This window comes from Ruminobacter sp. RM87 (assembly GCF_000701925.1).
GTDB lineage: Bacteria > Pseudomonadota > Gammaproteobacteria > Enterobacterales > Succinivibrionaceae > Ruminobacter > Ruminobacter amylophilus.
Genome location: NZ_JNKD01000042.1, coordinates 1 through 26,796 on the forward strand (window position 1 = coordinate 1; position 26,796 = coordinate 26,796).

The window sequence follows — 26,796 nt, forward strand, 5'->3', positions numbered from 1 at the left end:
GTGATTTCAGATTACAGATATACTTCTCGGTATTTTTAATCAGGTCATCCTTAAACTGCACCTGACCGAATATTTTATCTTCAGACATGCCATAACCTGGTTCAAAAGAGCACAAAGTAAAGTTAGAAGAGTGGACATCCATTCCAATATATATTATCTTATTCATAACGACCTTCATTCAATGTATGTAGTAAATTCATTCAATGTATGCGGTAAATCCGTTTCTGTTTTTTCAACATCTACAGTTTACACGGTAAATCCACGATTTGCATTCATTCGTGGAGGTCGTTTCATATTGTCTTTCATGAAAAGTTAAGAAGTACCTTAAGAGATGTTGCTCTTCTTATGAACAGAGAATTGTCATCCATATCGTCAGCCTGTGAAAACTCAAGTTTGTAACGGGTAAATCTGCCTTTTGATTTTACCTTATCAATTACCCTTGTTGTTTTAAGCTTTTCGAGGATTGGATACTGGCTCAAAAACTTCTCGGTCCATTCGATTGTTCCTGTAAGCTCTCCTCCCGTAATCTTACCCACAGTCAAGGTTTTTCCTTTAACTCTGACCGACATGTAACGTTCAGAATCCCATACATTTTCGTAGGAACAGACATATGTGTATTTGCCATTTCTGTTGAACAACAGTGGAGGAAGAGCGGGAGCATCAATAATAGCCATAATTTTGCCTATATAGCTACATGTATATATGTAACTACATCTTCAAAGAATAGGTAGTTAATAGTTTGCACATAAAGTTTGTCTAGGTATCACAGACCTGATTGGGGCTGTATACTTTCCTGATAATTCTTTGAAGCCACCTCAATTTATAAAGTTATGAATATAATTTAATCTGCTGTTATTGACCATATAAGAAAAAGATTAGATGAAATCGTTTTTATTGTGATAGGTGTTAAATTTATTAATTATTTTGGTTAAACAAATATAATTCATGTTAAAATCAACAAATCTGTTATTTTTATGAGAACTACAAAAAATGCAGAAAAATCAAACGTCACTGGTATTTGATAAGTAATACTTTGTATATTTTGCATGTAATTTTGTAGTGATATTGTTGATCATGTATTATGTAGAGCAATTATAGATGAAAGCACTAATATTAAATTCTGGCTTGGGCTCAAGGTTAGGAGATCTGGTTAAGAATAGCCACAAAAGTATGTTGAATATATCAAACAATACTTCAATTATTTCTCGCCAGCTTTCTCAATTAGTAAAACTAGGTGTAAGAGATGTAGTAATTACTACAGGCTACAATTCTGAAATATTAGAAAAGTATATTACATCACTAGATTTACCTATAGAGATTACATTCGTTAATAATAAAGAATACAGTACAACAAATTACATTTACTCAGTATATTTAGCGCGCGAATTTCTTGATGACGATCTTCTTGTTTTGCATGGCGACATTGTATGTGAAGATAGAATCTTGAGTGCTATGGTAGACAGACAAGACAGTTGTGTAGTTGTTTCCTCCTCAGAGAAAATACCGGAAAAAGATTTTAAAGCCGTAATCAATAATGACAGAGTATCAAAGATTGGCATTGAGTTTTTTGATAATGCATTAGCATGTCAACCAGTTTATTTTTTGAAAAAGGACGATTTGAAAGTTTGGTTAACTGAAGTTGTTAGCTTTTGCGAAAGTGGGGAGTCCCAAAAGACAAAATGCTACGCAGAGGTTGCGTTCAACAATATATCATCTCAAATTGATCTACACCCATTCGATGTATGTAATGCTCTCTGCAAAGAGATTGATACATACGAGGATTTAGTAATTGTTTCGAGTTTATTAGAGTCTATTATGAATAAAAAAGTTTACCTATCATTTTCTACTGATATTTTGCATAGCGGTCATATCACACTCATTAATAAAGCAGCACAATATGGCAAGGTTATAATAGGTTTATTAACGGATGATGTTATTTCATCATATAAAAGATTTCCTCTTCTTCCATTCGAAGAGAGAAAAATGATGTTTGAAAATTTAGCTTCAGTATCTGAGGTTGTTTCTCAGTCGTCACTTAGTTATAAAGACAATCTTCTTAAGTATAAACCTGATTATGTTGTACATGGAGATGATTGGAAGACTGGTTTTCAGAAGCCTATAAGGGACGAGGTAGTCGATGTGTTAGCATCTTATGGTGGGCAATTAATTGAATTTCCTTACTCTGTTTCTGACAAATATCAGCAAATTGAGCAGAGAACAAGATTGGACTTATCTATGCCAGATGTGCGTCGTGGAAGATTAAAAAAAGAGATTAATTTAAAAGGATTAATTACGGCTATGGAAGCCCATGATGGTTTAACAGGTCTAATTGTTGAAGATACTGTTGTTTATCAGAATGGTGGTGCTCATCAGTTTGATGCTATGTGGGTTTCTTCATTATGTGATTCAACAGCTAAGGGAAAACCAGATATTGAGCTAGTTGATATGACATCTAGATTCAGAACAATTGATGATTTGATGGAAGTCACAACAAAGCCTATAATTTTTGATGGTGACACAGGTGGTATAAAAGAACATTTTGTATACACAGTAAGAACTTTGGAAAGAATGGGTGTGTCTATGATTATCGTTGAAGATAAGACTGGACTTAAAAAGAACTCGTTGTTTGGAACTGAAGTAAAACAGACTCAAGATACAATTGAAAACTTTTGTGAAAAGATTAAGGCTGGTAAATCAGCACAAAAAACTAGTGATTTCATGATATGTGCAAGAATTGAAAGTCTGATTCTTGAACAAGGAATGGATGATGCGTTAACTAGAGCTTTTGCATTCTCAGAAGCTGGTGCTGATGCGATAATGATTCACAGCAGAAAAAAAGACCCTGCAGAAATTTTTGAATTTGTTGAAAAGTTTAGAGAAAAAAATAAAGCCACTTTTTTAGTAGTTGTTCCTACATCATTCAACTCTGTTACTGAAGAAGAATTTAAGCAGAGAGGTGTTAATGTTGTTATTTATGCAAATCAACTAATGAGAGCAACAGTTCCTGCTATTCAGAATGCTGCGAAAATGATTTTGGAAAACCACAGAGCGCAAGAATGCGACTCTATGTTAATGCCGTTCAAGGACATTATTAGGTTGATTCCGGAAAAGTAACTACAATCTGTCTTTCATTTCAGGATAAGAACTCTTATTTTGAAAGACTCGACTGATGCTAGAAAGTATTGGGCTGTGGTGTAGTTATCTTACATGCAGCGCAATACTTTTATTTGTTTTTAATAAATTATAATACATTAAAAAATATATATTCCAAATGCATGATCAGTTAATTTTTAGTGACAGAAACGAATACAGTGAGTTAAGTGATTATCTAAAAAATAATGGTACTCGATCACTATTTGTTGTTTGCGGAAAATCAATTAAAAATTTTCCTGTGGAGCTATATCTGAATTCGTTAAAGTCTTCTTTCAACATTGAAGTTGTTAGATTTAGTGATTTTTCCCCCAACCCTAAATACGAAGATGTTTTAAAAGGTATTAATACTTTTATTAATGCTAAGTCTGATGTCATTATGGCTGTAGGGGGAGGCAGTGCTATCGACATAGCAAAGTGTATAAAGGCATTTTGTAATGTGCAGAAAAATGATTTACCTGATTGCGATGTTTCTTATTCCCCTGATTTTAATAAATTGGTGAAAGTTAGTAATGTCCCTCTAATTTGCATGCCGACTACAGCAGGTTCCGGTGCCGAAGCTACCCATTTTGCTGTTATGTATTTTAATTATAAGAAATACTCAATTTCAGCGCTATGTTTGAGACCAACAGCTGTTGTTTTTTCACCTTGCGTGCTTGATTCATTACCATCCGTTCAAAAGCAATCTACTTTTCTTGATGCACTTTCGCATTCAATAGAATCCTATTGGTCTATTAATGCAACAGAAGAGAGTATTGAGTATTCTGTAGAGGCATTAAATAATCTATTAAGAAACTTTGATGGCTATTTCAATAATAATGAAAAATGTTATGAAAAAATGCTTTGGGCTTCTTATACTGCAGGAAGAGCTATAAATATTTCAAAAACAACAGCAGGTCATGCATTGAGCTACAAATTGACCTCAGAATTTAATATTCCTCATGGATATGCGGTTGCGATGTGTCTTAAACATGTCTGGAAGAAGACAATTGAAAAAGCTGAGTATTCTAATAATAAGAATCTTATAGATAAGTTGATTTCTCTATCTAGATTGTTTGGTGGTCAAGACATTAGTGAAGGACTTGAATTGTTTAATAAATTATTAAAATCGTTGATTACAAAAAAATTTAAGTTGATCTCAAGTGTAACTATTGATGATTTATCCAAATCTGTAAATGTTGAAAGGCTTAAAAACCATCCTGTTTCTTTTTCAAAAGATGATATTGTTGAAATTTATAAAAATGTAATGAGAGAATTCTATGAAAATTGAAAACTTTGTAAGCACTTTAGAAAGTGATTTTTTTACCGGTGTTCCAGATTCACAGTTAAAAAGTCTGTGTGACTATCTTATTTCTAAATATGGAACCGACCCACATCACCATATTGTGGCAGCTAATGAAGGTAATGCTGTAGCTCTTGCAGCGGGGTATCATCTTGCTACTAAGAAATATCCTGTTGTATACATGCAGAATAGTGGGGAAGGAAATGCAGTAAACCCTATGGCCTCACTTATGGATGAACATGTTTATGGTATACCTGCTATCTATGTGATAGGCTGGAGAGGTGAACCAGGTATTCATGATGAACCGCAACATGTATATCAGGGAATGATTACCTGTAAACTCCTCGATTTAATGAATATTGTATATTTTGTAATTGATAAAAATACAACTGATGCAGAAATTTCTGAGAAAATGTCAGAGTTTAAGACTATTCTTAAAACAGGTAAGAGTGTAGCCTTTGTTATTAAGAAGGGTGCGTTAACTAATGATACAAAGGTTTCTTACTCTAACAACTACGAAGCATCAAGAGAATCAATTATTGAAACTATCATCAAATATACTGGTGAAGATCCTATTGTGTCTACTACAGGAAAAGCAAGTCGAGAATTATTTGAGCTTCGTGAAAAATTTAAGCAAGGACATCAGCATGATTTCCTTACAGTTGGTTCTATGGGACACTCGTCTTCAATTGCTTTAGGAATTGCAATTAATAAGCCAGAAAAAAGAGTATGGTGTATAGATGGAGATGGTGCATTGCTTATGCATATGGGGGCTCTAACTTGCATTGGTAACTATGAACCAGAAAATATAGTTCACATAGTAATTAATAATGAAGCTCATGAGACTGTTGGAGGAATGCCTACAAATACGAAGAAATTGCATTTATTAGATATAGCTAGAGCTTGTGGATACAATAAATGTTATCAAGCTAATAATCTTGATGATCTTAATAATATTCTTAAAGAAGTAATATCCAATAAAAAGCTTACATTTATAGAAGTTAAGGCTTCTATGGGGGCAAGAGCTGATCTTGGTCGACCAACCACAACAGCAAAGGAAAACAAAGAAAACTTTATGAATGCTCTGTAATTTGAGCGTGTGAACCAAATTCTGTAAATTACATGTAGCTAAAAATGTGGCTCTTCACGGAATTGTTGGGAATCCGAGAGAGGACTGGTATCGAATTAGAGTAAAGAAATAGTCCTCATCTCTGTAGCCGTATGCAATTCTTTTAGCCACTTTAATTTTATTGTTCATACCCTCTAATTTTCCGGTGCTGATAGGATGAGTAGCGTGAGCTACCAATCCTATCAGACGCCGCTCCTTCAACTCTGCAAATTTCTGAAGTTGCGGTATTCCACTTTCCTTCGCTGCCATAAACCATTTCATCCATCCGTAGTAGGCTTCTTCTTTGTCTCGTAATTCAAAGAGACGGTTCATTTCTTCTTTCATGGCATAACAGGTGGCAAGATCATTGTGCGTATTAAGAATTTCATTTAAGAATTCTTCTCCTGCTTCACTAAGATTCCGGCTGTCGGTTAACAAGGACCAGCGGGCTCTTTTCAGTCTGGTGTACCGCTGACTTTCATCCCGAATATTCTGTTTAAGTTCCCTCAGGACTTCTTTATCTTTAACAGTTTTAACCTGTTTTTTGAATTCTCGGGCTTTGTCCTGATGCCTTCTGGCTTCTTCCAGTCTGACGGAACCTAAAACATCCTTTCCATATTGTGCCTGCATATGATAACGATCATAGACAATCTCAGTATTCGGCATATATTTCTCAACCAGACGGTTAAATGAAGCATTCATGTCCATGGCAAATGCTTTTACGTTCCTCAACTGTTCCTTGTCGTACTCTTCAAAGAATTTTCTGAAATCCTCCATTCCTCGGCCTTTCCCAACCCAAAGGATTTCTCCGGTTTCAAGATCCATTACACAGGTAGCGTAACTGTGGCCTTTGTGTATGGCAAATTCATCAACCGCAAGGTATGTCGGTTTATATCCGGAACGCAGGCGCTCCTCTTTCCGTTTTTTAAGAAATTCATCCATGATTCCCTGATGGATTTTCTTAACTGTTTCCCAATGGATACCGGTAATTTCCACAACAGCAGAAACAGACATGTTTTTGGATAACAGGCTTCTAACGACAGGTTATTCTGGCATGCGGAATCTTTTCAGGTATGTCCTCTGTAAAATATTGTCCGCATTCTCTACACTTGTATCCGTGATAGTGAAAAACCAGACTTAGCCGGTGTTTAGGATGATCCGGAAAATCCTTAATTTCAGTTGAGTGTCTGGCATGAGCATATACATTCTTTTTTCTGCAAAAAGGACATATCACGTCCGACGTCTGGCGGTTGCTTTCGAAAGAATAAACGGATTTTAAGGTTTTGGGATCGGAACTGGTTGAAACTAAAGTAAATGGTTGGCAGACTGAGTTTATCTGTGTATCATACGTCTGAAGGGGCATAAAGTATCTCTATTTGTTTTTGTGTGGTATTAAATACTAGAATACTTTTGCCCCTTCTTCAATATTTACATTCCCAACAATTCCGTGAAGAGCCATTTTTATAAAGCAATTTCTAGGTAACTTATATGAATTACAACAAAATATACAATTCTTTAACCGACGTGAATATTGATGATGGGTATGAGTCTTGTGTAAAACAGATTGATTTTTCATACAACAAATTAAAAGATCCCGGATACTCCATAGATAATGAAAACTGTCCATCATATCATTTAGAGCAGTTGAAACGAGATTGCCTGCATGATCGTTTTTCCATTGATTACAGTAATTACCATTTTGAATGTTTAATTAATATGCCGAATTCAGAAGAAACCGGCGATTCAATGTTTGTTATTTTTTCTGGAGCCCGAGATCTTAAGAAAGACAGGTTACCTGTATTCAAGAGGTGGTCATACCATAAATTTGTAGATTCAATTGTATTAAATATTGCTGATCCAATGTTTTATAAGTTTAATGATCTTTGTCTTGGGTGGTATTACGGTGATGAAAATGAATCAGCGATTAAACTTTGTGCCGATATAATAAAAAAAATTCAATCGTTGCTTAGTATAAGTAATAAGAAATTGTTTTTCTTTGGTTCTTCCGGTGGCGGATACGTTTCGTTACAGATGGCAATGTATTTTTCTGAGACTACTCATATAGCCATCAACCCTCAAATTATACTAAGCAATTTTTTTTACGGTAAGACTTTCAGTGAAATTACTGGAATCAATTTGCTAACCAGAGATGACTTTAAAAGAAATCAGACAATAGAAATTATAAAAAACAGGATTAAAAATAGCACAAACCGTTTCTTTATTATCCAAAATCTTCAATGCAGGGATGATTGTACACTTCAGTTATTTCCGTTAATGAAGGAACTTGGTATCAGTAAATTTCATTTTGGACTCAATAATTATAAAAATTTTGCATTATGGATGTATAGCTGTATTGGCGGTCATAACGCTCAGGGGGATCAATTAATATTCAGTTACGTTATATATATTGCGCAAAAAATTTCAGAAGGCTCAGAATTAACGGATTTTGATTTCTTTCTGATTAAAAACATCAGCTGCATATGGCGACAGCGTGAGTGGTTTTTATCTCAGCATAAGTCTTGTTTATCGAAACTAAATTTTATTGAGAAGAATAAGTAAAACAACGTGCAATAATACCTGAATCCGGGGAGGTACACGGTTTTTGTAATTGTGTGCAAAGGATGAGGGATTATTGCATATAAAAAGCTCGTCATCATCTTTATTTTAGGGTAATAAGAAAAAGTAGTATGTTCTGAATTTCTGACAAACATAATTGTATGAATGCATGAAAACGTGTTACACAGGAAGCTTTTGTATGATTATTGAGCGTTAAGTCTACACCTTTACACCAGCCAGAATAAAAATCTTAATATTCCTCGTATTATTTCCATGTTCTGTTACCCTTTGAAACAAAATGTAACAGTTTCACCAGACTTTTTAGGATACAATAAGCTTAAGAATAAAAATATCCTGAAAGTTGCTGATCTTTTAGCCTTTTTGGCTGTTTTCTGAACTTTAAATCGTACAGATTTTCAATTCTGATTATAAAGATTGAATCATTGATAATCTGGTTCTAAAAGTCTGTACAAAAAAGTATTACGAAGTTAAAGGCCTGATAACCTGAAAACGGACTAATTTAAAACCAGAAAGATAAAGCGGCCAAAAAAGCGGACACAGATCCAAAAAGAATTCAGCTTCCTGAGGATATGCAACTCTGAATATTAAAACAAATCTAGACCTGAACAGTTAAACAGAAATTATAAAACTGATTCATACAACTGATATTGGACGTGATCATGAAAAAATTACTCATAGCTTTACTGATAGCCGGTGCCGTAGGCGGATTCGCATACTACAAGTTCGGAGGAGAGAAGGAACTGCAGTATATGACCATACATGCCTCTCGCGGTGACGTTGTTGAAACCGTACTTGCATCCGGAACTCTGGTAGGGCGCAACGAGGTTGAAGTCGGTGCCCAGGTGAACGGTCAGATACAGAAGCTGTACGTAAAGCTTGGTGACAAGGTAAAGAAAGGGGACATGATTGCTGAAATCGACCCTCGTACTCAGCTGAACAGCTTATCAAGTGCCAAGGCTGAACTTCGTATCGTTCAGGCTGACAAGAAGCAGACAGAAGCTCTTCTGAAGCAGCAGGAACTTGAGTACAACCGTCAGCTCAAGATGAAGAAAGGCAATGCCACTTCAGATGCCGATCTTGAAAAGGCGGAAGCCAATCTTGCCCAGACCAGAGCCAAGCTCGAATCATGTGATGCCAATATTGAAAAGGCTAAGATCAGCGTTTCAACCGCAGAAACCAATTTAGGCTACACTAAAATCACAGCTCCGCGTGACGGTGTGGTAATCGGTATCGTTACCGAAGAAGGTCAGACCGTGGTTTCCACTCAGAGTGCTCCTACAATCGTTAAGATTGCGGATCTCGAAACCATGACCGTGGAAGCTGAAATTTCAGAAGCTGACGTGGTTAAGGTTAAACCGGGCATGAATTCATATTTCACCATTTTAGGTCTCCCTGACAGAAAATTTGTCAGCACCTTCAGAGACATTGAACCTGCCACTGAATCAGAAAGCTCAAGCTCATCATCAAGCGCAAGCTCTTCAAGTTCCAGCCAGGCAATCTACTATAACGCTCTGCTCGACGTGGACAACAGCGAAGGCATTCTCCGCAAGTCCATGACCGCCGAAGTCACCATTATTCTCGGTGAAAGCAAGGATGTACTGTATCTGCCTATTGCCGTGCTCAACAAGAATCTCGGAAACAGCAAGTACATGGTTTACGTTAAGGGTGCCAACGGCAAGGCTGAAGAAAGAGTGGTTACGGTAGGTCGCAAGGACAACATTAACTATGAAATCGTGGACGGCATCACCGAAAAGGATGAAATCATCATCGGTTCCGATGTTGCATCTGCGGAAGCTGCGTCAATGGCAGCCGGCAATTCAAGACGTCGCGGTCCTCGTCTCTAGGATAAGTGTGCTTACAGCTGTTTAAGGGGATATTATCATGTCAATGGATAATAACATTAACAACGCTCAGGTAGCGGAATCAGCCGGCAGTACATCGGAAAAGCCACTCCTCGAGGTTCATGGCGTAACCCGCAGTTTCGGTCTCGGAACCGAAACCGTGGAAATCCTGCACGGTATTGATCTTAAAATCTATGCCGGAGAAATGGTGGCCATCATCGGTCAGTCAGGTTCCGGTAAATCAACACTTATGAATATTCTGGGCTGTCTTGACAAGCCTACCACCGGTGAATACTACATCGAAGGCAGAAAAACCTCGGATCTTGATTCAGACGAACTGGCAGGTCTCAGAAGAGATTACTTCGGTTTTATCTTTCAGCGTTATCATCTGCTTGGTCATCTCAATGCCACCGGCAATGTGGAAATTCCGGCAATTTATGCGGGCATCAAGAGTGACAAGCGCGTGGATAGAGCCAATGATCTTTTAAAGAGACTCGGGCTCGAAGAAAGAAAGGAACATCTGCCAAGCGAACTTTCCGGCGGTCAGCAGCAGCGCGTGAGTATTGCCCGCGCCCTGATGAACGGCGGACAGGTGATTCTCGCGGACGAACCTACAGGTGCGCTTGATTCTCACAGCGGTGAGGAAGTAATGAAGATCCTGAAGGATCTCAATGCCTCAGGCCATACCGTAATACTGGTTACCCACGATCCGAAGATTGCGGCCAACGCCGGTCGAATCATCGAAATCAAGGACGGTGAAATCATTGCCGATTACAAGAACGACAAGGTCAGTCTTGAACGTCATCAGCTGGCGGAAGAGGACAGGGTGGTTCTTAAGGCGGGATTCCTTCTGCAGATGCGTGCCTACGTGGACCGCTTCAGAGAAGCTTTTAAAATGGCTTTTATCGCCATGATTTCCCATAAGATGAGAACTCTTCTTACCATGCTCGGCATTATCATCGGCATCATGGCTGTGGTCAGTGTGGTGGCTCTCGGTAAAGGCGCCAGCAACAAGGTGGTAAGCGACATCAATTCCATCGGTACCAACACAATTTCCGTATTCCCGGGCAAGGATTTCGGGGATATCAGATCAGGTAAGATTGAGACTCTGACCGTACAGGACATGAAGGTTCTGGAACAGCAGGTGTTTACCGACGCCATTACTCCGAACCGTCAGAGTTCGCTTCTGACTCAGTATCATGACATTTCCGCAAATGCCAAGGTAGCAGGCGTAAGTGAGCAGTTCTTCAGGGTAAAGGGCTACGAGATAGCAAACGGCCATCTTTTTACCAAGCAGGACGTTGACAGTCTGGCTCAGGTTGCGGTTATCGATGAGAACACCAGAAAGAGATTCTTTGCCTATGAGAATCCAATCGGCAAAACTCTTATGGTAGGCAAGGTTCCATGCGTGGTTATCGGTGTTCTCAAGGCTTCAGATTCTCCGTTTGACAGTCAGGATTCCCTTAACATCTACATTCCGTATACCTCCGCCATGAGTCGTATCGTGAATGAAAAATACCTGGGATCCATGACCATCAGAGTAAAGGATAACGTTCCTAATGCCGTGGCCCAGGAAGCCATTGAACATGTACTGACCTTAAGACACGGAACCAAGGATTTCTTCACCAACAGTTCTGATACCATTCTTAAGACCATTACCTCAACCACTGATACATTTACCTATTTAATCAGTGCCATTGCGGTTATTTCCCTGATCGTAGGCGGTATCGGGGTAATGAACATCATGCTGGTGTCAGTTACCGAACGTACCAAGGAAATCGGTATCCGTATGGCGGTAGGTGCCAGACAGAGCGACATCCTGCAGCAGTTCCTTATTGAAGCCGTGCTGGTATGTCTTATCGGCGGCGGATGCGGGGTAATCTGTTCATACGGCATCGGAGTGGTTTTCGGAATGTTCGTGCAGAGCATTAAAATGGAATTTTCAGTTACGTCCATCATAGCGGCGGTAGTCTGCTCATCCCTTATCGGTATGCTGTTCGGATATCTTCCTGCAAAGAATGCGGCAAAGCTTAACCCGATTGATGCACTGGCACGTGAATAGGAGTTGAAACAATGATTTTAAATAAGAGTATTCTCTCAGCCTGTATTGCCGGAGTAATTTTAAGCGGTTGCACCATGCTTCACTCCGATTATCAGCGTCCGGAACTTGACGAATATGTTTTCGTGAACGGAGCCGTAGGCGGTGAAACGTCAGGGACTGTTGCCGAAGCATCAGGCACTGCTTCCGAAAATGAATTTACCGTAACCGACAGCTACTGGGTTCGTTTTGATGATGAAAAGCTTACTGCTCTCATCGAAGAGGCTCTTGCCAACAACAATGACTACTATCAGGCTCTGATTAATGTCAGAAAGGCCATGGTTCAGGCAGATATCACCGATGCCGATCTGATTCCGGATCTCAACGCAAGTCTCAGCAGCGGCATATCCAAGCCTCTTAAGACCGGTGTCTCCAACCGTTCGTCAGACAGCTCGCTCAAGGTTAGCTATGAACTGGATCTTTTCGGCAGACTGTCTGCCGAAAGCAAGGCTGCATCCTATAATGTTGAAGCCAAGACCTTTGACGCACGCGCGGCAAGACTCAGTGTTTCAGCATCCGTGGCTTCAGTATACTGGCAGATTGTCTACTACAAGGATGCAATCCGTCTCAGTGAAAACAATCTTCAGGACAGTGAAAAGACTTATTCCATCATGAAGACCCGATTCGACAGCGGCTACATTTCAGAACTGGAACTTCTTCAGGCAAAGACTGATCTTATTGAGGTTCGTACGACGCTTGCCGAGCAGAACAACAATCTCAAGAACAGCATTTCAGCAATGAATATGCTGTTAAACAAGGTTCCTACTGCTGAGGTGGTTACTGCGGAATCTCTTGCTGATCTGAAGGTTCCGGCCGTACGTGCAGGTCTGGGCAGTGATCTTTTAAGAATCAGACCTGACGTGGCATCAGCCGAAGCTTCGGTAAAATCAGCTCTGGCCTCAAAGGATGCGGCAAGACTTGACATGTATCCGAGATTCAGTCTGACAGCGGGGCTTTCAGCAGGTTCCTCATCCGAACTGGTACAGTTCTTTGAAAATCCGGTAGCTTCGATTCTGGCAAATCTGGCTCTGCCATTCATAAACTACTACAAGAATTCCCTGCAGATTGATCTTCAGGAGCTTAACCGCGACAGTGCGGAAATGAATTTCGTTACCACGTATTACAAGGCACTCGGTGAGGTTTATCAGGCTCTTAACAATATTGAAAATGACAATATTCAGTTAAGCAACAGCAGAGAAAAGCTTGAACTCAACAAAAAGACGGAAGCTCTGTATCGTGACAGATATGAAGCGGGTTCCGTGTCTCTCAAGGATTATCTCGAATCCAGAAAATCCCGTCGTGCAACGGATCTTGCAGTATGCAAATCAATGCAGAATTCTCTCAACGATACCGTGGTCTTTGCCAAGGCTTTAGGCGGACTTTAACTTAAATCTTTGAAATGAACCGCAGGGCTCCTGCGGTTTATTATTGAGCCCGCTCCCAAAAAAATCAATAAAATACAACTAACGTATTCCTGTTCAGACGAACTTCGTGATTTTTTACTCTAGATATTTGGGGCTCTGCATTATGTCCTTTTTCAATAACCACATTCTCAATAATTCTGTGATTAACCAAATTACCAGTGAAACTGCAAACAGTAGAATGAATCACTAAGAAATTCTTCAAATTGTTTTTAATTGTGCGGAAAACAGAATAAGACTTGGATATTTTTCCCTTAAATGCTCCCTTGAGGTGTATAACTTATCAGTGTAGCTGTGTATCGATCATACCGACATTCCGCAGTAGAAAATTGTACAATTAATAGTTATATATACAAAATACATGATGTGTGTCATAAATTTTGTAATTGTTTGATCTAATATTGATCAAACAATTGTTGAAATTCAACTGTGGAACGTCAGATCATACTGTTTAAAATGCTGTTATGGATTGAGAGCTGCTCTAATCTTCTTTCTTCAGTGCAGTGTGCCTACAGTCAATTGTGATAATCACAGATTATGTCCTACAGAAAAGCAAATTATTGGCAAAGGGTGAAAGTATAAGTTAGAATCAATGTGGAGGCTTGTACGACCATTCTACAGCATGTATTCTAGAGCTCCTAAAATACAAGGATTATGCTTTTATTCCATATAATTAAGTAGAAAAGTTAGGTCACGTAATTACTATTTGGAGAATGAATTGAATTTTAAAACACTACTGAAAGAATCTAGTAATATTATTCACTGTAATAATGTTGATTACATTGATAATATTAAGATTGGTAATAATGATTTTATTTTTGATGAAACAATATTAAAATCATTTTTCATTTACAATAATACAACTAAATTATATGTTTTTTTAAGTGCTGTAGGAATTCAGAGAGATATTTATCCTTTATTTCACCGTATTAGTTGGCATGACAGATTTGATGGAATGAAAATTTTTTTTGATGACCCAACTAGAGACATTATAAAATTTTCCCCTAGTTTTTATTTTGGTAATCCAGAAAAGAATTGTTTATCTTATATAAAAAACATCATAGAAAAATTAAAAGAGCACTACAATCTTAATAATGAGGATATAACTTTCATATCTTCATCAAATGGTGGCTTTGGATGTATATATTTATCTAATGAGCTTCATGGGGCAAAGTGTATTGCTCTTTGTCCTCAGTTGGACGTAAAACTTTTTTTAGATGAATCTCGGTTTAATATTTTTAAGGAAAAAACAGAAATTTTCAATAATGATGCCTTGCCAGATATTAAAGACCGGTTAAATCTATATAGAATAAGTAAAAATAACTCAACTAAATTTGTCATATTTAGTAATATTGCCTGTAATTCAGATAAGAAACAAATGGATGCATTTTGTGAATACATCAACTACAGTTATAAGTTGGGTTTGAATAAATTGAGTGAAAATTTCTACTTAATAATCGTTTCAATGGATAATATAGAACCCCATAACGTTCAGCCGGATGTGAATTTCTGTAGTTATCTCAGCAAGTATTTTTGGGAAGACTGTGAAGAAAGGAGAATTTCTAGTGTTAATTATTTCATTGACATGATGAATCAGACTAATGACTTGGATTTTAAAAATAAAGTTATATGTTCTATTCTTGCGTGTACTCCTGAGACTTCTAAAATTATTCTTAAAAGAAGGGAAGATGGAGTTGTAGATATTTTTTTCAATGAAAAGGTGTACTTAAGGGTAAATAACTTTAAAAACAAGGTGCGTCCTAGCATACGCATAAGTAAAACAACAAAAAGTTTAGATATGAGTAAAATATACACATATGTAAAAAATTCCAATTCATACATTGATGAAAATCATAATTGGGTTAATATTTTCAAGGATCCAATACCTGTGGATGAGTATCATGTTTGGTTTCAAGATATAACTAGCAATTTGGGTATTTTTCAAAATGGAAATTAGTTAACAGATAGGCTATAAGTAATAAAATTTTCAAAAATATATTGTACTGAGTATGTGATTACTTTTCTAATTAGTAAAAAAGCTTTTTCTTAACACGAAGAATCGTGGAAATTATAAACGATAGATGGCTAAAGGTATGTTAAACATTTGTTGAATAATGCTTCCCTAAAATATGAAAAACAAAGAGATTTTTAGGGCGTGTGAACCAAACTCTGTAAATTACATATAGCTAAAAATGTCAGAAAAATTCCTGAGATATAATTTAACTTATATAATCAGGAGTTTTGCATTATGGTTAAAGAAAAAAAGTCCGTCCACAGGATCCAGATGACTGAAGGGAAGCATCAGATTATCAAACAGCTTCTTCAGGAATATAATATCGAAACCGTAGCCGACATACAGGCTGCTCTTAGGGATCTTTTAGGCAGTACCATCAAAGATATGATGGAAGCTGAAATGGAGCAACATCACTGAATCTGTTTTAGATGCTGAAATATCTCAAATTCGCTGTGTAAATCAATATTTATGCATAAACTGTATCTTAAAGTTTCTGTCTGATTTATCTATGTGTTATAAAAGGTGCGTCGGTTTATAAGATAATTATATTCCGTGAATGTTTGCCGGATGTTTAAGGTTAACCCGGATGAGGTTCAGATTAGTATTAAATCATGAGGCACGGGCATGTGACCGCATGAAGAACATGTACGGGAACATTATGCCCATATAAGATATCAGACAGAGGAGAGCGGTATTTTGGCAGAAATTTATTTGGCGTTTTATAAAGGTACGGGGCCTTCTTTTTACGATCGTATGGTAGACGGAGCCATAAGGCTTTTTACCAAAGGTGAATACTCTCATGTTGAACTTGCGGTAAAGAAGGACGTAACCAGGGAAGACGGTTCCGTTGCCACGGTTTATGAGTGCTACAGTTCAAGTCCGCGTGACGGCGGTGTCCGCGTAAAGGAAATCAGCGTGGATAATCCTGAACAGTGGCTGCTCTGTAAGCTTAATTTTACCGATGAGGAAAAGATTAAGGCTTATTATGAAAAGACCAAAGGGAAGAAGTACGACTTACGCGGAGCTTTAGGTGTTGTTCTGGGATTCAGACAGAAAAAGAACAGATACTTCTGTTCCGAGTGGTGCTTTAACGCTCTTGAGGATTCCGAGGACGGATGGCGTTTCAGTCCTAATCATCTGGAAGCAGTATTCAGAAATGCGGATCTTTTTGCTGACATCAGCAACAGACATGATAATGTCTAGCTTATCGGTATCAGGACTCTGATAATCATCGTAAAGGATTCAGAAATTCAGGATTTATCTGCAGAGATTTATATTTCTGAATCCGTTTCCTGAGACCTCTATAATATAACTGATGCTTTCAGGTTCACTCTTAATCGTGACTTAAGCTAAAGGTTTCCGGGTTACCGTAATTGCTCCGAATCTCAGGTTTATTTCTGAAATACGGACTGCTTCATATTAATCAGACTGATAAAATTATAAAATGTCAGTAGGGTTATCTGTTTTTCCTTTTAAAGGGAAGACACGGAAAGTTTAATATTTCTTTTCGTGACGATCCGTTGCGAAAGGTCTGTCCTGACGGAGTTGCACAGTATCCGTAATGAGTTGAATCTCCGTTAAGTTATGGGTGTTTTGCCATGAAAAAAACATTTTTATCAGTCTTTACAGCCACGCTTCTGTCGGTTTTTGCTCTTTCAGGCTGCGGTTCAGAGGATATAAAAATAGGTACCGCCGGCGAAAACAGCAAGTATATGGAAGTCGGCAAGGTTATAAAAAGCAATCTTGAAAGAACCGGAGATTTCAAGGTGGCTGTTCTTTCTTCTGCCGGTTCGGCCGCCAATGTCCGCAACATAAACACCGGAGATATTCAGCTGGCTCTGGCTCAGAACGACGTCAGCAATGATGCGTACCATGCGGTAGGGGCCTTTAAGGGCGGTTTCCGTCTGGATGACTTTGCGGCAGTTGGAGCTCTGTATGCAGAAGCCTGTCATATAGTGGTAAGAGAGGAAAGCAATATCCATCATATCAACGAACTGCTCGGAAAGAAGGTGAGCATCGGCGAACTTCATTCAGGTACCGAACAGAATGCCAAGCAGATTCTGAGTGCCTATGGTATTGCCGGATACAATACCGAGTCCGTAAATCTCAATTATCAGACTGCAACAGAGAGTCTTAAAAACGGTGATATCGATGCCATGTTTGTGACTGCAGGCGTGGGCATGCCTTTACTGGTAAAGCTTGCGGAAGAAACACCAATCAGATTTTTATCAGTTGATGACCACGAAGCAGGGGAAGTTATAGATAACTACGGTTTTTATACCAAAACGGTCATTCCTCCAGGATCGTACAAAGGTCAGATTATGCCGGTTCAGACCGTGGGGATTAAAACACTGCTTATTGCAAGCCGCAGACTTTCATCTGACAGCGTTCAGAGTATTACCGAAAATCTGTTCAGGCACGCTACAACCTTCAGGGGGATTATTCCGGTAACTGAAGAACTTAATGAAAAAAATGCCGTTGACGGCGTTTCCATTCCGTTCCACAGCGGAGCTGCAAGGTATTACCGTACCAAGAACATCAGAGTGAGAACTGAATAATCAGTGTTCATTACAGTATGAACTGATGACCGGTTTTCAGCATTCTGATGCAGTCAAAAAGTAAAAACATCTGATTTATTTTCCGGATATAAGTCAGATGTTTTTTTTGTGTCTGAGGAAGATTGCTGTACTTAGTGGCAAAACATCCCGAATTGACAGGCTTTTACGAGAGCCGTTATCTGCAAAACCTTTCGAGTAAAGAATGAATCACCACTAATCATTGACAGGTGTTTATTATTTGTCTGTTTAAATAAAATGTTAAGCAGATGTTGTAAAAATGTGATTAATAGTGATTTTCTGAAAACGTTTTATGTGTATTATTCCCACCGTAGCAATAGACAAATCTATTCTATGACTTTATTGGTTAAGGACATTTATTTCCTTGGTCCTCAACTAAAGTTATTTTTGTCCAAGTTTGGCTCCCGATGCCGTATCGGGAGCTTTTTTTATTCTGTTTCAGTTACATCCTGTCTGCCGTAATCGATAACTGCCTTCATTAAGTCTTCTTATTCCCCGTATGTAATCAGTATTGAGTGTTTTTTAAACAAAATTATTCTGTTTCCGTTATTTTTTTAGCTATGTATGTTTCAAACTGTGAACTTGGCTAGGGTAAATTGATTTCAGTTCCCTATAATGTCCATATACTCCATTAAAGTATATGTGTTTTATGCACAGTTTTTTTCCGGGACGTCGGAATTTATTCAGAAAATGTATGTCCCGCAACGGTTAAAGCTAAGGTTATGATTTTTCAGAAAAAGGGCTCAAAAGCATTGATTATGGCAGTTTCTGCCGTGATGTCACTGATGTGTGCTGAAGTATTTTCAGCTGACGCAGAGCTTTTGGCATCTTCTGAAAATGAGACTTTATCATATGACGATAATTTGTCTGACGGCGTTCAGACAGTGACTGACGAGGTAATGGATACTGCCAGCGTCAGTACCTGTCACGGTTCCGTTATTCCGTCATACATTCCTGATACCGGATACAGGGATATCATGTCCTACAGTATTCCGGTAAAAATCAACGGTCTTCACAATCATAATCTTCTGGAATCTGAATCAAAAATACCGGTACCGCAGGGTGTATATACCGTATGCGTTGATTCTGACCATGATCTTAAGTGTGAAGGGGAAGTCACTGCAGGTGTTACCGATTCCCTGGGATACTATATTCTTGCATGGAGTGATATAACCGTTAATCCTGATGTTCTGGACAACGGTTACATAATCGCTTATTCAACCAGCGGTCTTACTGAAGAATTTTTCAGATACCCGGTTTCAGAACTGGGCTTCAGGTACAGCACGGAAGCAGAAATACAGTATGATTCACTGTATCTTAACAGTCTTTCAAATATTCAGACTCTTATAGGCCGACAGAATTTCAACAGAATTCTCGGTATGGTTTCATCTACAGATTTTTCTGTAATGAATCCTGAAGAGGATAACGTCTACCGTACCATTATGTATTCATTCGATGAATCAGGTCTTGGTTCAAGGGAAATCTACACCAAAGATAGCAACGATCTTTCCCTGATGGTAAATTCCGAGTACAACCGCGTGGCATCCAAGGTCAACGACCATGAGATGGACAATATCGTTTCACTGATAATCAGCAATATCGACGGTTCTGATTACTGATTAGCTTTCCTTTACTACCCCCGATGAATAAAAACGCTTGTGATGTCTTTTCAGACAGTCTGATTCGTGTTTTGTAAAACGAATTCTGCTAGTGCTCTTTTCATTGTCTTTGGAGTCCACCAAAAGTATGCTCTCGAGATATACAATACAGACAACCTGCCTCATGGAAAATGAGATATAGCCTGAATATGCTGATATCTTTATAACTGAGATACGTACGTCCAATGCTGACGGAATACGGGAGCGAAATTCGACAAAGAGTCGATGCCTCAATGTGTTATCAACCACTCAGACGATATGGAATATTCCGTATCAGTTATACTATATGTCCTGCAACCTGGATCATGTACTTCATAACAAGCAAAACTCTTCAGATGAAGAAAAGGAGAAAGATGCAGTGGCATTTGTGAGACGGTATAGACAGGATACTGATGGCTTTGTCAAATTCCTTGCAGAATCTGATTTCTCTGTGACTTCAGATTATGTTGATTCCTGGAACTATATCAAGCAGGAACTTAATTCCCTTGAACGTCACACGAATTTTGGTATTTGCTTAAAATCGGCAACCAAAGCTGTTTCTGACAAGGATACCTCCGCCAATGGAACAAAAGAATAGAATAAAAATCTTTTAACAGAAAATAAATTACTGTCACCAATGTTCAGTTTGCGCCTTCTAAACAGATTAATATTCTAATGTCGGAAATTTAAGCGTTTTGATCATGTTTTGAAGGATAATTCCGGACAGAACGTATGGAATGATAATCTGTCTCAAATTGTTGCGTGAATGACAGTCTTGATTTCTCCTTTGTGTAGTATAATTATCGCGGTTTTTGTACAGCAATATACTAAAGAATTTAGATTTCCGGTTAAATAGCGGTAAGCATACGACGGTCAGGTGTAAGTCGGTTTCTGACCCCTGTCGTATCATGTGACGCTGAATACAGACCGGTTTATGATGGAGAAGTCATGCTTTTCAATGTAAATGATTTTAGGCAGAAAATCAGGGATCTTCCTTTAACAGAAAATAAATTACTGTCACCAATGTTCAGAGACGATAATCTCACCAAACAGGGAAACAATATTATTGTTCTGCATGCCGGAGCTGATGATTCTGTTTCCTGTGACGTAATAACGCCTGAAGTCGCAGAAAAGGAATACCGTATCCGCATAAATTACCGTGGAAAGAATTCAGCCATCGTAATCTGGGATGATCTGTGTCTTAAGGCCTGTTCGGTTACCATGGGAGAGAACGGTCTTATTTATTTAGGCAGGTCCTTCAAGAGCAGACATTCAGTGAACATCAATCTGAGTAACCGAAACGGAACGATTTGCTTCGGTGATAACTGCAATGTTGGAAACATGAATGTATATGCAGGCGATGAAAAGAATCTGGAGGTTCTTGTCGGCGACAGATTTCTGTCTGCACTGAATCTCGAACTCAGGGCATCAGACGGACATACCATCTATGATCTGGATAATCCGGATGCTGCCATCAATAAGCCGGTATTTGGAATTCACGTGGCAAATCATGTATGGATAGGTATGAACGTTTTTGTGGGAAAAGACGTTATTATTCCTTCAGACTGCATTGTGGGTGCAGGCTCTCTCGTTACCAAAAAAAGATTCAAGCCTAACTGTGTAATAGCCGGAACTCCGGCTGCGGTTATCCGTGAAAACGTGAACTGGGATGAAAGAACCATCACCAGATTTGAACAGGAAAAGAAGAAGAAAAAATAATCCGTCAGCAGGTGTCAGACAGTTAAGCAATGCAGAGTAATCAGATGAGTATTATCCTTCTGATTCATTCCTGCATTTTTTATATTCGGTTTTACCGATCCGGTCATTCAGAAACTGCATGGAACAGAATGAAGCTTTCTGTTTTTCCTGCCAGGGTATATTGAGTACAGAAGGATTATATTGTCGAAATAATCACGACGGGGTTTAAAGCCTGTTAAGCTTCAGTTGCGACCAGGTGTTCATTAATCGAACCCGGTTCGCATGACTGGACGGTATAATGGTTGTATATCCAGTTTTTTGCCTCATCTCTGCTTATTTCACAGATTTCAATTTTTCTGGCAAGATTCTGCAGTTCGTCATCAGTTGCATGGATACTGCATCCGTTCATGATCATGGTGGTGGTAGCAGCGAGAATCGCTGTTTCCCTGTTGTTGTATACAAAGGGATGTTCCCTCAGGATACTGTAGAGAATCATGGCTGCAAGTCCGGTGTTATAGCCTGATGATTCATCTATGGAGTCGTAGTTCTGTACAATGTTTTCCAGTATGTTTCTGTCTCTTATTTCTATCTGCTCAGAGCCGCACAGGAATTTATTAAGTCCTATCAGCTCATCCACCGAAAGAAGCTTTTTCATTTTTCTCTCCTTTGACATCCGTCGCTGATATGATGCAGGCAGATGTCCTCTCCGTTTTTATTATTAACGCATACTCATAACGTATATCTGAACAGAAAACTCCGACATACGTGATACAGATATTTACGCGTGCTGCTTAATTATTATTATCATTACTACTGAACCGCATATCATCGAAATACGGAATCCTGCGGTTCTTAAAAATCATTCGTCCCTGCGGTTTTATAACCGGAACATGAAGGGTAGCCGGCCGTCAGTAATTTATTTTCTGGTAAGGTTCCTGTAAATACTGAAGTTCATGTCCATGGACATGACTATGGCTTTTATAATCTCAGGACTTTTCAGCTCATCAGGAATACCGACGATCATTTTCGGAAAATAATCCAGCCGGTGAATGTCTGATATCACTGAATCAATTTCGGCATCAGAAAGATGAAAACGTTTAAGGGTTGTAATGAACCCGTAAATCATTTCTTCAGTCATAATGTCCTGGTAGGTTACTACGCTCATGGTCCTCTCCAGATATATTATTCCGGTCTTACGACTGATAATATACGGAGCTTTCTAAACTACAGGGCTAAAGAAAACTCCTGAAACCATAGATTATTACCTTCCGGAAACAAGCCTGTAAGGATCGGACTACAGCCGTCATGACATGATTCTAATCATATGTAACGGTAAAATTCACGGATGACTTTTACTGAAGTTGTTCTGATGACTGATGAAACAGGCAGATGACACAGCTCCGGTTTTATGCATCATTCGATGAGTATTTCCGGAACCTGAGGTAAACATTCTATGGTTTTAAAAATCAACGGCGCTTATCCGGCTGATACGACTAGACAGATAACCGCAGTCCCGACTATGGAACCCCTGCATTAATTTATGACATCAATTGCAGAGCGATTCAAATGATTGTTTAATTAATCATTATTATTTAAGGCATTTGTCAAAAAATTTTAAGAAGTGTGATGTGAGGCAGGGTGGAATTTCCGGTGTTTTAACCGCATCTTTGAGGGATTTGTTCTGATTTGATAAAAAGGTAAAACATCTGAAGCCTCCACCGCATCCGTACCTGCAGACCTGAGCATATTTCTGATAATTCAGGAGGGCATTACGGCAGTAATTCTGCAGAAGTACACCGGCATGCCGTATTACTTTCCTGCAGGTGCTGAGAATACGGAAACGGCAGAAGTTTCAGGTATGTGTCCTCAGAAACGGTTGTTTTTTCAGTACGGATTCCTTTTTATGAAAAATTCTTCTCAAGATACTGACTGATGCCGAGTACTATTTCTTCTGGCTTTTTCATATGAATGTTGTGTCCGCATCCGCTGATTCCGGTTACGGTTATGGCGGGATTACGGGCTTCGGCAAGCTTTAAGGCGAGCTCTCTGTATTTTACGTCGTTTTCGCCGTAAAGATAGAGAAGCGGAAAGTTTGTATCCTTTATAAGACTGCCAAGGTAAGGCATTTTACCTGTGCTCAGTCCGGTAAGAGTTCTGGCCATTCTTTCTCCGATATTGCGTGAGCGCATCAGAATGAGTTTTTCCTTTTCCTCTTCATCAAGATCCGCAAAAACAGGCTGACCATACCATTCTGTAACCACATCCTTCATCGGACCTGAGGCAAACTTTTCAGCCCAGACTTTGTCGTTTCTGAATCTTTCTTTTCTCTCGGCCTTGTCCGCAATGCCGAAACAGGAGCTTTCAAGGATAAGTCCCTTTACCTTAACCTTCGGACGTTCAGCGGTAAGGGCATAATGGGTTGCTATTCTGCCACCCATGGAATATCCGTAAAGGATGCATTCCTTTACCTTCAGGCCTATAAGCTGTTCCTCCAGCCAGTCATTTACGCTGGTAAAATCCACCTCGGCATCACTGCATCCGGACCCCGGCAGGGATATGATCTGCGCGCCTATGGAGAATTTGTCTGCAAAGGTCAGAAATTCATGGGCGGTTCCCAGAAATCCGGGTAAAAAAACAATCTGTAGCATATTCTGTTATCCTTTTTGTTCCTCTGCAGAGCACTGATATTCAACTGATGACGACATGTAACGTCAGACAGGTGTTACTTTATTAAAGAATATTCAAAACGTCAAGAATGAAGTCCTGTATACATTATCTGCCGAATAAAAAACGAAAGGATAACTGAAACACAATGAAGCAGTTCGATCCTGAAATTCATAATATTTGCTGTTGTCACGAGTCATAACCAGTTCCTTCAAGGTTTATAAAAATCTGCTTATGCAGATGTTTTATTTCTGATTACCGGTCATTCAATAAATGTGTACTCATGTCTTCTGTAAAGTTGTGCAAAAAGGTAAAATAATTCGTGGTTAACAGAAATTTTTACTTTTTTCGCGTACGATTACAGCAAAAATGTCGGTTAATTTTATTTTTCACAATTGCCATGCTGTATTTTTATTTATGCAAACGTGCGAATATGTCGTCTGCGACACATTCTCAATCTGCCTGTGCCGTTAAACTACCGGCATGTATATTTAAAGAATAACTGTTAAGTGAGAAGCCATGAGTTCTGAAAACAATAATAAAGCTGATGTATCCGCTGCTGAGAGGAATCAGGATGAATCAGCAGGGGATAATTCTAAAGAAAACGCAAGTAATGAAGCTGTTTACGACCTCAGCATGACGGCTTACGATGATGAATCATCAGACAGCGGTTTTGTATTCCTCGATGATGCTTCCGAAGATAATGACGGGACTGAAATCAGATCAGCAGATGAAGATTCCGCAAGGCAGTGGTTTACCACGGATCAGCTTCATGACATTCAGGTGTTCATCAATGCCATGAACGGTCTTTTTAAACTGGTGGCCAACGCTGATTACACCGATCAGGTGAAATTCATCAGACAGAATATCTCCGTTCTGAGAACCATTGCCCATAACAGCACCGGACTTCTTGCCTATGACGAAAGGGAAACAGATGACGAAATCTATGCCTCAAGCCTGGTGATGAGATGGAGCTGCGGCATTCCTCTTGAAGAGGATCTTGCCGATAATTACGGTGAACTCGGAGTATGGAACTATATTCCGGAATAGGTTGCGTTTTCAGTTCCCGTCACCGTCACAATTGCCTGTTACTTCTCCCTCGTAAAGAAATATCTCAACCCCGGCAGAATACGGAACAGTCAGCTCTCAGGGATGATTAAAGGCTTTATTCCAGATTCAGGCAAAACAAAGGGATATGAGTTTTAAACTCATATCCCTGTTTTTCGGTAATGCGGTCTGAATTGCCGTATTTCTATTCAGCAGTCTTTAACCGGTGTTATCGGCTGCTGATTTCTCTGTCTTTACGCACCACCTGAGTACCCGCTGCCGGATTCACACGGTTCTTTTTCTCTCTGCGGTTATCCATGAGAAGATACAGGTTGGCAAGAATGGTTCCGGAGACGGAGTGCCATACGCATGATACTGCTGAGGCTATTGCGGCTTCAGGCACCATAGGGAAGAACTTGGTGCTGAGTCCGGTGGCAAGCCCCGCGTTCTGTACACCGACTTCAATTGAAAGAGTACGTCTTTTGGCAACACTCATTCTGTTGAGCATTGCTGCAAGATATCCCAGTACGTATCCTACGGCGTTATGCAGGAAGATACAGGCGAAGATAATAAGGCCTGATTCCAGGAATTTTTCACCGTGAACCGCGATAACTCCGCCGACGATGAAAGAGAAGGCGATAACCGCAACTCCGGGCATAAGTTTGACTGTTTCCTGAAAGAGCCTTTTTTTGCCGAAGGCAATGTTGGAAAGAGAGCCGAGACCTACCGGAATAATGGTCACCATAATAAGGAAGTTAACCATTGACCAGGGATCCATGCTGACGTCTTTACTGAGCAGCAGGGTGATAAGCAGCGGAGTCATTACCGGAGCCAGCAGGGTGGATACGGTGGTCATGCCGACGGAATAGGCCACGTCACCGCGGCAGAGATAACTCATGATGTTGGAAGATACACCGCCGGGACAGCTTCCCACCAGAATAAGCCCCAGTGTGAGACCGTCAGACAGATTGAAGAGTTTTGCAATCGCAAAGGCGGTAAGAGGCATAATGGTAAACTGAGCCACGGCACCGATACAGATATCAAAAGGGTGTTTTGCCAGGATTTTGTAATCCTCAGCCTTGAGGCTTACACCCATTGCCAGCATGATTACGGCCAGCACGATAATCTGTTTGTAGCCTGATACCCAGGTAAAAAGGGAGGGAATGAAATAAGCCAGTACACCTGCACCGATAACAAATACTGCGGTATATCTGGCAAGAACAGCACTTATAAGGCTTAATATACCCAATAATCTCATAAAAGCTCCAGTTTATTCGTTTATTCCGGCACTGTCTGCTGATAGGGGGCGCGGATAAACGATAAAGATGTGTTAAATACGTTTGCCTACTATTTTAAAGCTTTTAATGAGACATTCAATTAAAAGTTTCACAATTCTACGGACTATACCTCTAATTTTCAGTGTTTTGTGAAACTATAACCTTTCTTGGTCTCCCCCTCGGTCTACGAGGTGTTGTTTCGGACTGTTCTTTTACCTTGGGCTTTCTTCCTCTTTTCTTTGGTTCAGGTTTTGCTGCAGGAACTGAAAGTCCCAATTTTTCTAATGTTTCCATCACTGTATTGAGGGTGTGAACCCAGTATCCGTCATCTGATGATGCCGGTACATTTAAAGGCGCATCAGTCATTCTCCATGCGGATGACAGATCATCCATCATTTCGCCGTAT

21 protein-coding genes and 1 pseudogene are annotated in these 26,796 nt (G+C 39.4%); 15 read left to right on the plus strand and 7 right to left on the minus strand.

Annotated features, from left to right (window positions below; translation table 11 throughout):
* Nucleotides 1-302: 302 nt before the first annotated feature.
* Complete coding sequence (locus tag T489_RS0108545) at nucleotides 303-674, minus strand: hypothetical protein (RefSeq protein WP_031579632.1); 372 nt, start codon at nucleotides 672-674, stop codon at nucleotides 303-305.
* Between the two features lie 424 nt (nucleotides 675-1,098).
* Here T489_RS0108545 and aepX point away from each other — a divergent pair, with 424 nt between their 5' ends.
* The 3 genes from aepX to aepY all read left to right on the plus strand — a co-directional run bounded on the left by aepX (nucleotide 1,099) and on the right by aepY (nucleotide 5,522).
* Entirely contained in the window at nucleotides 1,099-3,114 is a 2,016-nt protein-coding gene (gene aepX, locus T489_RS0108550) for a phosphoenolpyruvate mutase (protein WP_031579633.1), read from the plus strand.
* Between the two features lie 157 nt (nucleotides 3,115-3,271).
* Nucleotides 3,272-4,420, plus strand: coding sequence for a phosphonoacetaldehyde reductase (locus T489_RS0108555; protein WP_051621922.1), 1,149 nt, complete (start codon nucleotides 3,272-3,274; stop codon nucleotides 4,418-4,420).
* The gene (aepY, locus tag T489_RS0108560) at nucleotides 4,410-5,522 is read left to right on the plus strand and encodes a phosphonopyruvate decarboxylase (RefSeq protein ID WP_031579635.1); all 1,113 of its coding nucleotides are present in this window, start codon (nucleotides 4,410-4,412) and stop codon (nucleotides 5,520-5,522) included. Before T489_RS0108555 ends, aepY begins: the two co-directional genes overlap by 11 nt.
* A 54-nt stretch (nucleotides 5,523-5,576) precedes the next feature.
* On the opposite strand, the gene T489_RS0108565 is transcribed toward aepY, so the two are convergent.
* Complete coding sequence (locus T489_RS0108565) at nucleotides 5,577-6,569, minus strand: ISL3 family transposase (RefSeq protein WP_255326990.1); 993 nt, start codon at nucleotides 6,567-6,569, stop codon at nucleotides 5,577-5,579.
* A gap of 459 nt (nucleotides 6,570-7,028) precedes the next feature.
* On the opposite strand from T489_RS0108565, the gene T489_RS0108570 reads away from it, so the two are divergent.
* The 11 genes from T489_RS0108570 (at nucleotide 7,029) to T489_RS14370 (ending at nucleotide 21,423) form a co-directional block, all read left to right on the plus strand.
* Complete coding sequence (locus T489_RS0108570) at nucleotides 7,029-8,099, plus strand: hypothetical protein (protein WP_031579638.1); 1,071 nt, start codon at nucleotides 7,029-7,031, stop codon at nucleotides 8,097-8,099.
* Nucleotides 8,100-8,776: 677 nt separating this feature from the next.
* The gene (locus tag T489_RS0108575; protein WP_031579640.1) at nucleotides 8,777-9,961 is read left to right on the plus strand and encodes an efflux RND transporter periplasmic adaptor subunit; all 1,185 of its coding nucleotides are present in this window, start codon (nucleotides 8,777-8,779) and stop codon (nucleotides 9,959-9,961) included.
* A 43-nt stretch (nucleotides 9,962-10,004) separates the two neighbouring features.
* Nucleotides 10,005-12,020, plus strand: a complete 2,016-nt coding sequence (locus T489_RS0108580; protein WP_051621928.1) for a MacB family efflux pump subunit — start codon at nucleotides 10,005-10,007, stop codon at nucleotides 12,018-12,020.
* Nucleotides 12,021-12,031: 11 nt separating this feature from the next.
* Nucleotides 12,032-13,441 carry a TolC family protein gene (locus tag T489_RS0108585; protein WP_031579642.1) on the plus strand — a complete coding sequence of 470 codons (1,410 nt, stop codon included), beginning with the start codon at nucleotides 12,032-12,034 and terminating at the stop codon, nucleotides 13,439-13,441.
* A gap of 754 nt (nucleotides 13,442-14,195) precedes the next feature.
* A complete protein-coding gene (locus tag T489_RS0108590; RefSeq protein WP_031579643.1) occupies nucleotides 14,196-15,434 on the plus strand; it encodes a hypothetical protein in 1,239 nt (412 codons plus the stop codon).
* Between the two features lie 291 nt (nucleotides 15,435-15,725).
* The gene (locus T489_RS0108595; protein ID WP_031579644.1) at nucleotides 15,726-15,908 is read left to right on the plus strand and encodes a hypothetical protein; all 183 of its coding nucleotides are present in this window, start codon (nucleotides 15,726-15,728) and stop codon (nucleotides 15,906-15,908) included.
* Between the two features lie 279 nt (nucleotides 15,909-16,187).
* Nucleotides 16,188-16,694 carry a hypothetical protein gene (locus tag T489_RS0108600; protein ID WP_051621923.1) on the plus strand — a complete coding sequence of 169 codons (507 nt, stop codon included), beginning with the start codon at nucleotides 16,188-16,190 and terminating at the stop codon, nucleotides 16,692-16,694.
* A gap of 395 nt (nucleotides 16,695-17,089) precedes the next feature.
* Nucleotides 17,090-18,049 (plus strand): TAXI family TRAP transporter solute-binding subunit, encoded by a 960-nt coding sequence (locus T489_RS0108605; protein ID WP_031579646.1) that lies wholly within the window; start codon nucleotides 17,090-17,092, stop codon nucleotides 18,047-18,049.
* Nucleotides 18,050-18,789: 740 nt separating this feature from the next.
* Nucleotides 18,790-19,686 carry a hypothetical protein gene (locus tag T489_RS0108610; RefSeq protein ID WP_031579647.1) on the plus strand — a complete coding sequence of 299 codons (897 nt, stop codon included), beginning with the start codon at nucleotides 18,790-18,792 and terminating at the stop codon, nucleotides 19,684-19,686.
* 397 nt (nucleotides 19,687-20,083) lie between these two features.
* On the plus strand, nucleotides 20,084-20,302 hold the full coding sequence (locus T489_RS14365) for a hypothetical protein (RefSeq protein ID WP_157608160.1): 219 nt from the start codon (nucleotides 20,084-20,086) through the stop codon (nucleotides 20,300-20,302).
* Nucleotides 20,303-20,652: 350 nt separating this feature from the next.
* A complete protein-coding gene (locus tag T489_RS14370; RefSeq protein WP_051621925.1) occupies nucleotides 20,653-21,423 on the plus strand; it encodes an LbetaH domain-containing protein in 771 nt (256 codons plus the stop codon).
* Nucleotides 21,424-21,637: 214 nt separating this feature from the next.
* Here the strand turns inward: T489_RS14370 and T489_RS0108630 are convergent, their stop codons facing one another.
* The 3 genes from T489_RS0108630 to T489_RS0108645 all read right to left on the minus strand — a co-directional run bounded on the left by T489_RS0108630 (nucleotide 21,638) and on the right by T489_RS0108645 (nucleotide 24,050).
* A complete protein-coding gene (locus T489_RS0108630) occupies nucleotides 21,638-22,057 on the minus strand; it encodes a type II toxin-antitoxin system death-on-curing family toxin (RefSeq protein ID WP_198020448.1) in 420 nt (139 codons plus the stop codon).
* 261 nt (nucleotides 22,058-22,318) lie between these two features.
* Nucleotides 22,319-22,567 (minus strand): hypothetical protein, encoded by a 249-nt coding sequence (locus T489_RS0108635; protein ID WP_031579650.1) that lies wholly within the window; start codon nucleotides 22,565-22,567, stop codon nucleotides 22,319-22,321.
* 736 nt (nucleotides 22,568-23,303) lie between these two features.
* Entirely contained in the window at nucleotides 23,304-24,050 is a 747-nt protein-coding gene (locus tag T489_RS0108645) for an alpha/beta fold hydrolase (RefSeq protein WP_031579651.1), read from the minus strand.
* Nucleotides 24,051-24,585: 535 nt separating this feature from the next.
* On the opposite strand from T489_RS0108645, the gene T489_RS0108650 reads away from it, so the two are divergent.
* Entirely contained in the window at nucleotides 24,586-25,116 is a 531-nt protein-coding gene (locus tag T489_RS0108650) for a hypothetical protein (RefSeq protein WP_031579652.1), read from the plus strand.
* A 226-nt stretch (nucleotides 25,117-25,342) separates the two neighbouring features.
* Here T489_RS0108650 and T489_RS0108655 read toward each other — a convergent pair whose 3' ends face one another.
* Both T489_RS0108655 and T489_RS15220 read right to left on the minus strand, forming a co-directional pair.
* On the minus strand, nucleotides 25,343-26,371 hold the full coding sequence (locus T489_RS0108655; protein ID WP_051621926.1) for a bile acid:sodium symporter family protein: 1,029 nt from the start codon (nucleotides 26,369-26,371) through the stop codon (nucleotides 25,343-25,345).
* Between the two features lie 151 nt (nucleotides 26,372-26,522).
* Nucleotides 26,523-26,796 (minus strand): annotated as a pseudogene (locus T489_RS15220) (transposase); the annotation flags it as partial.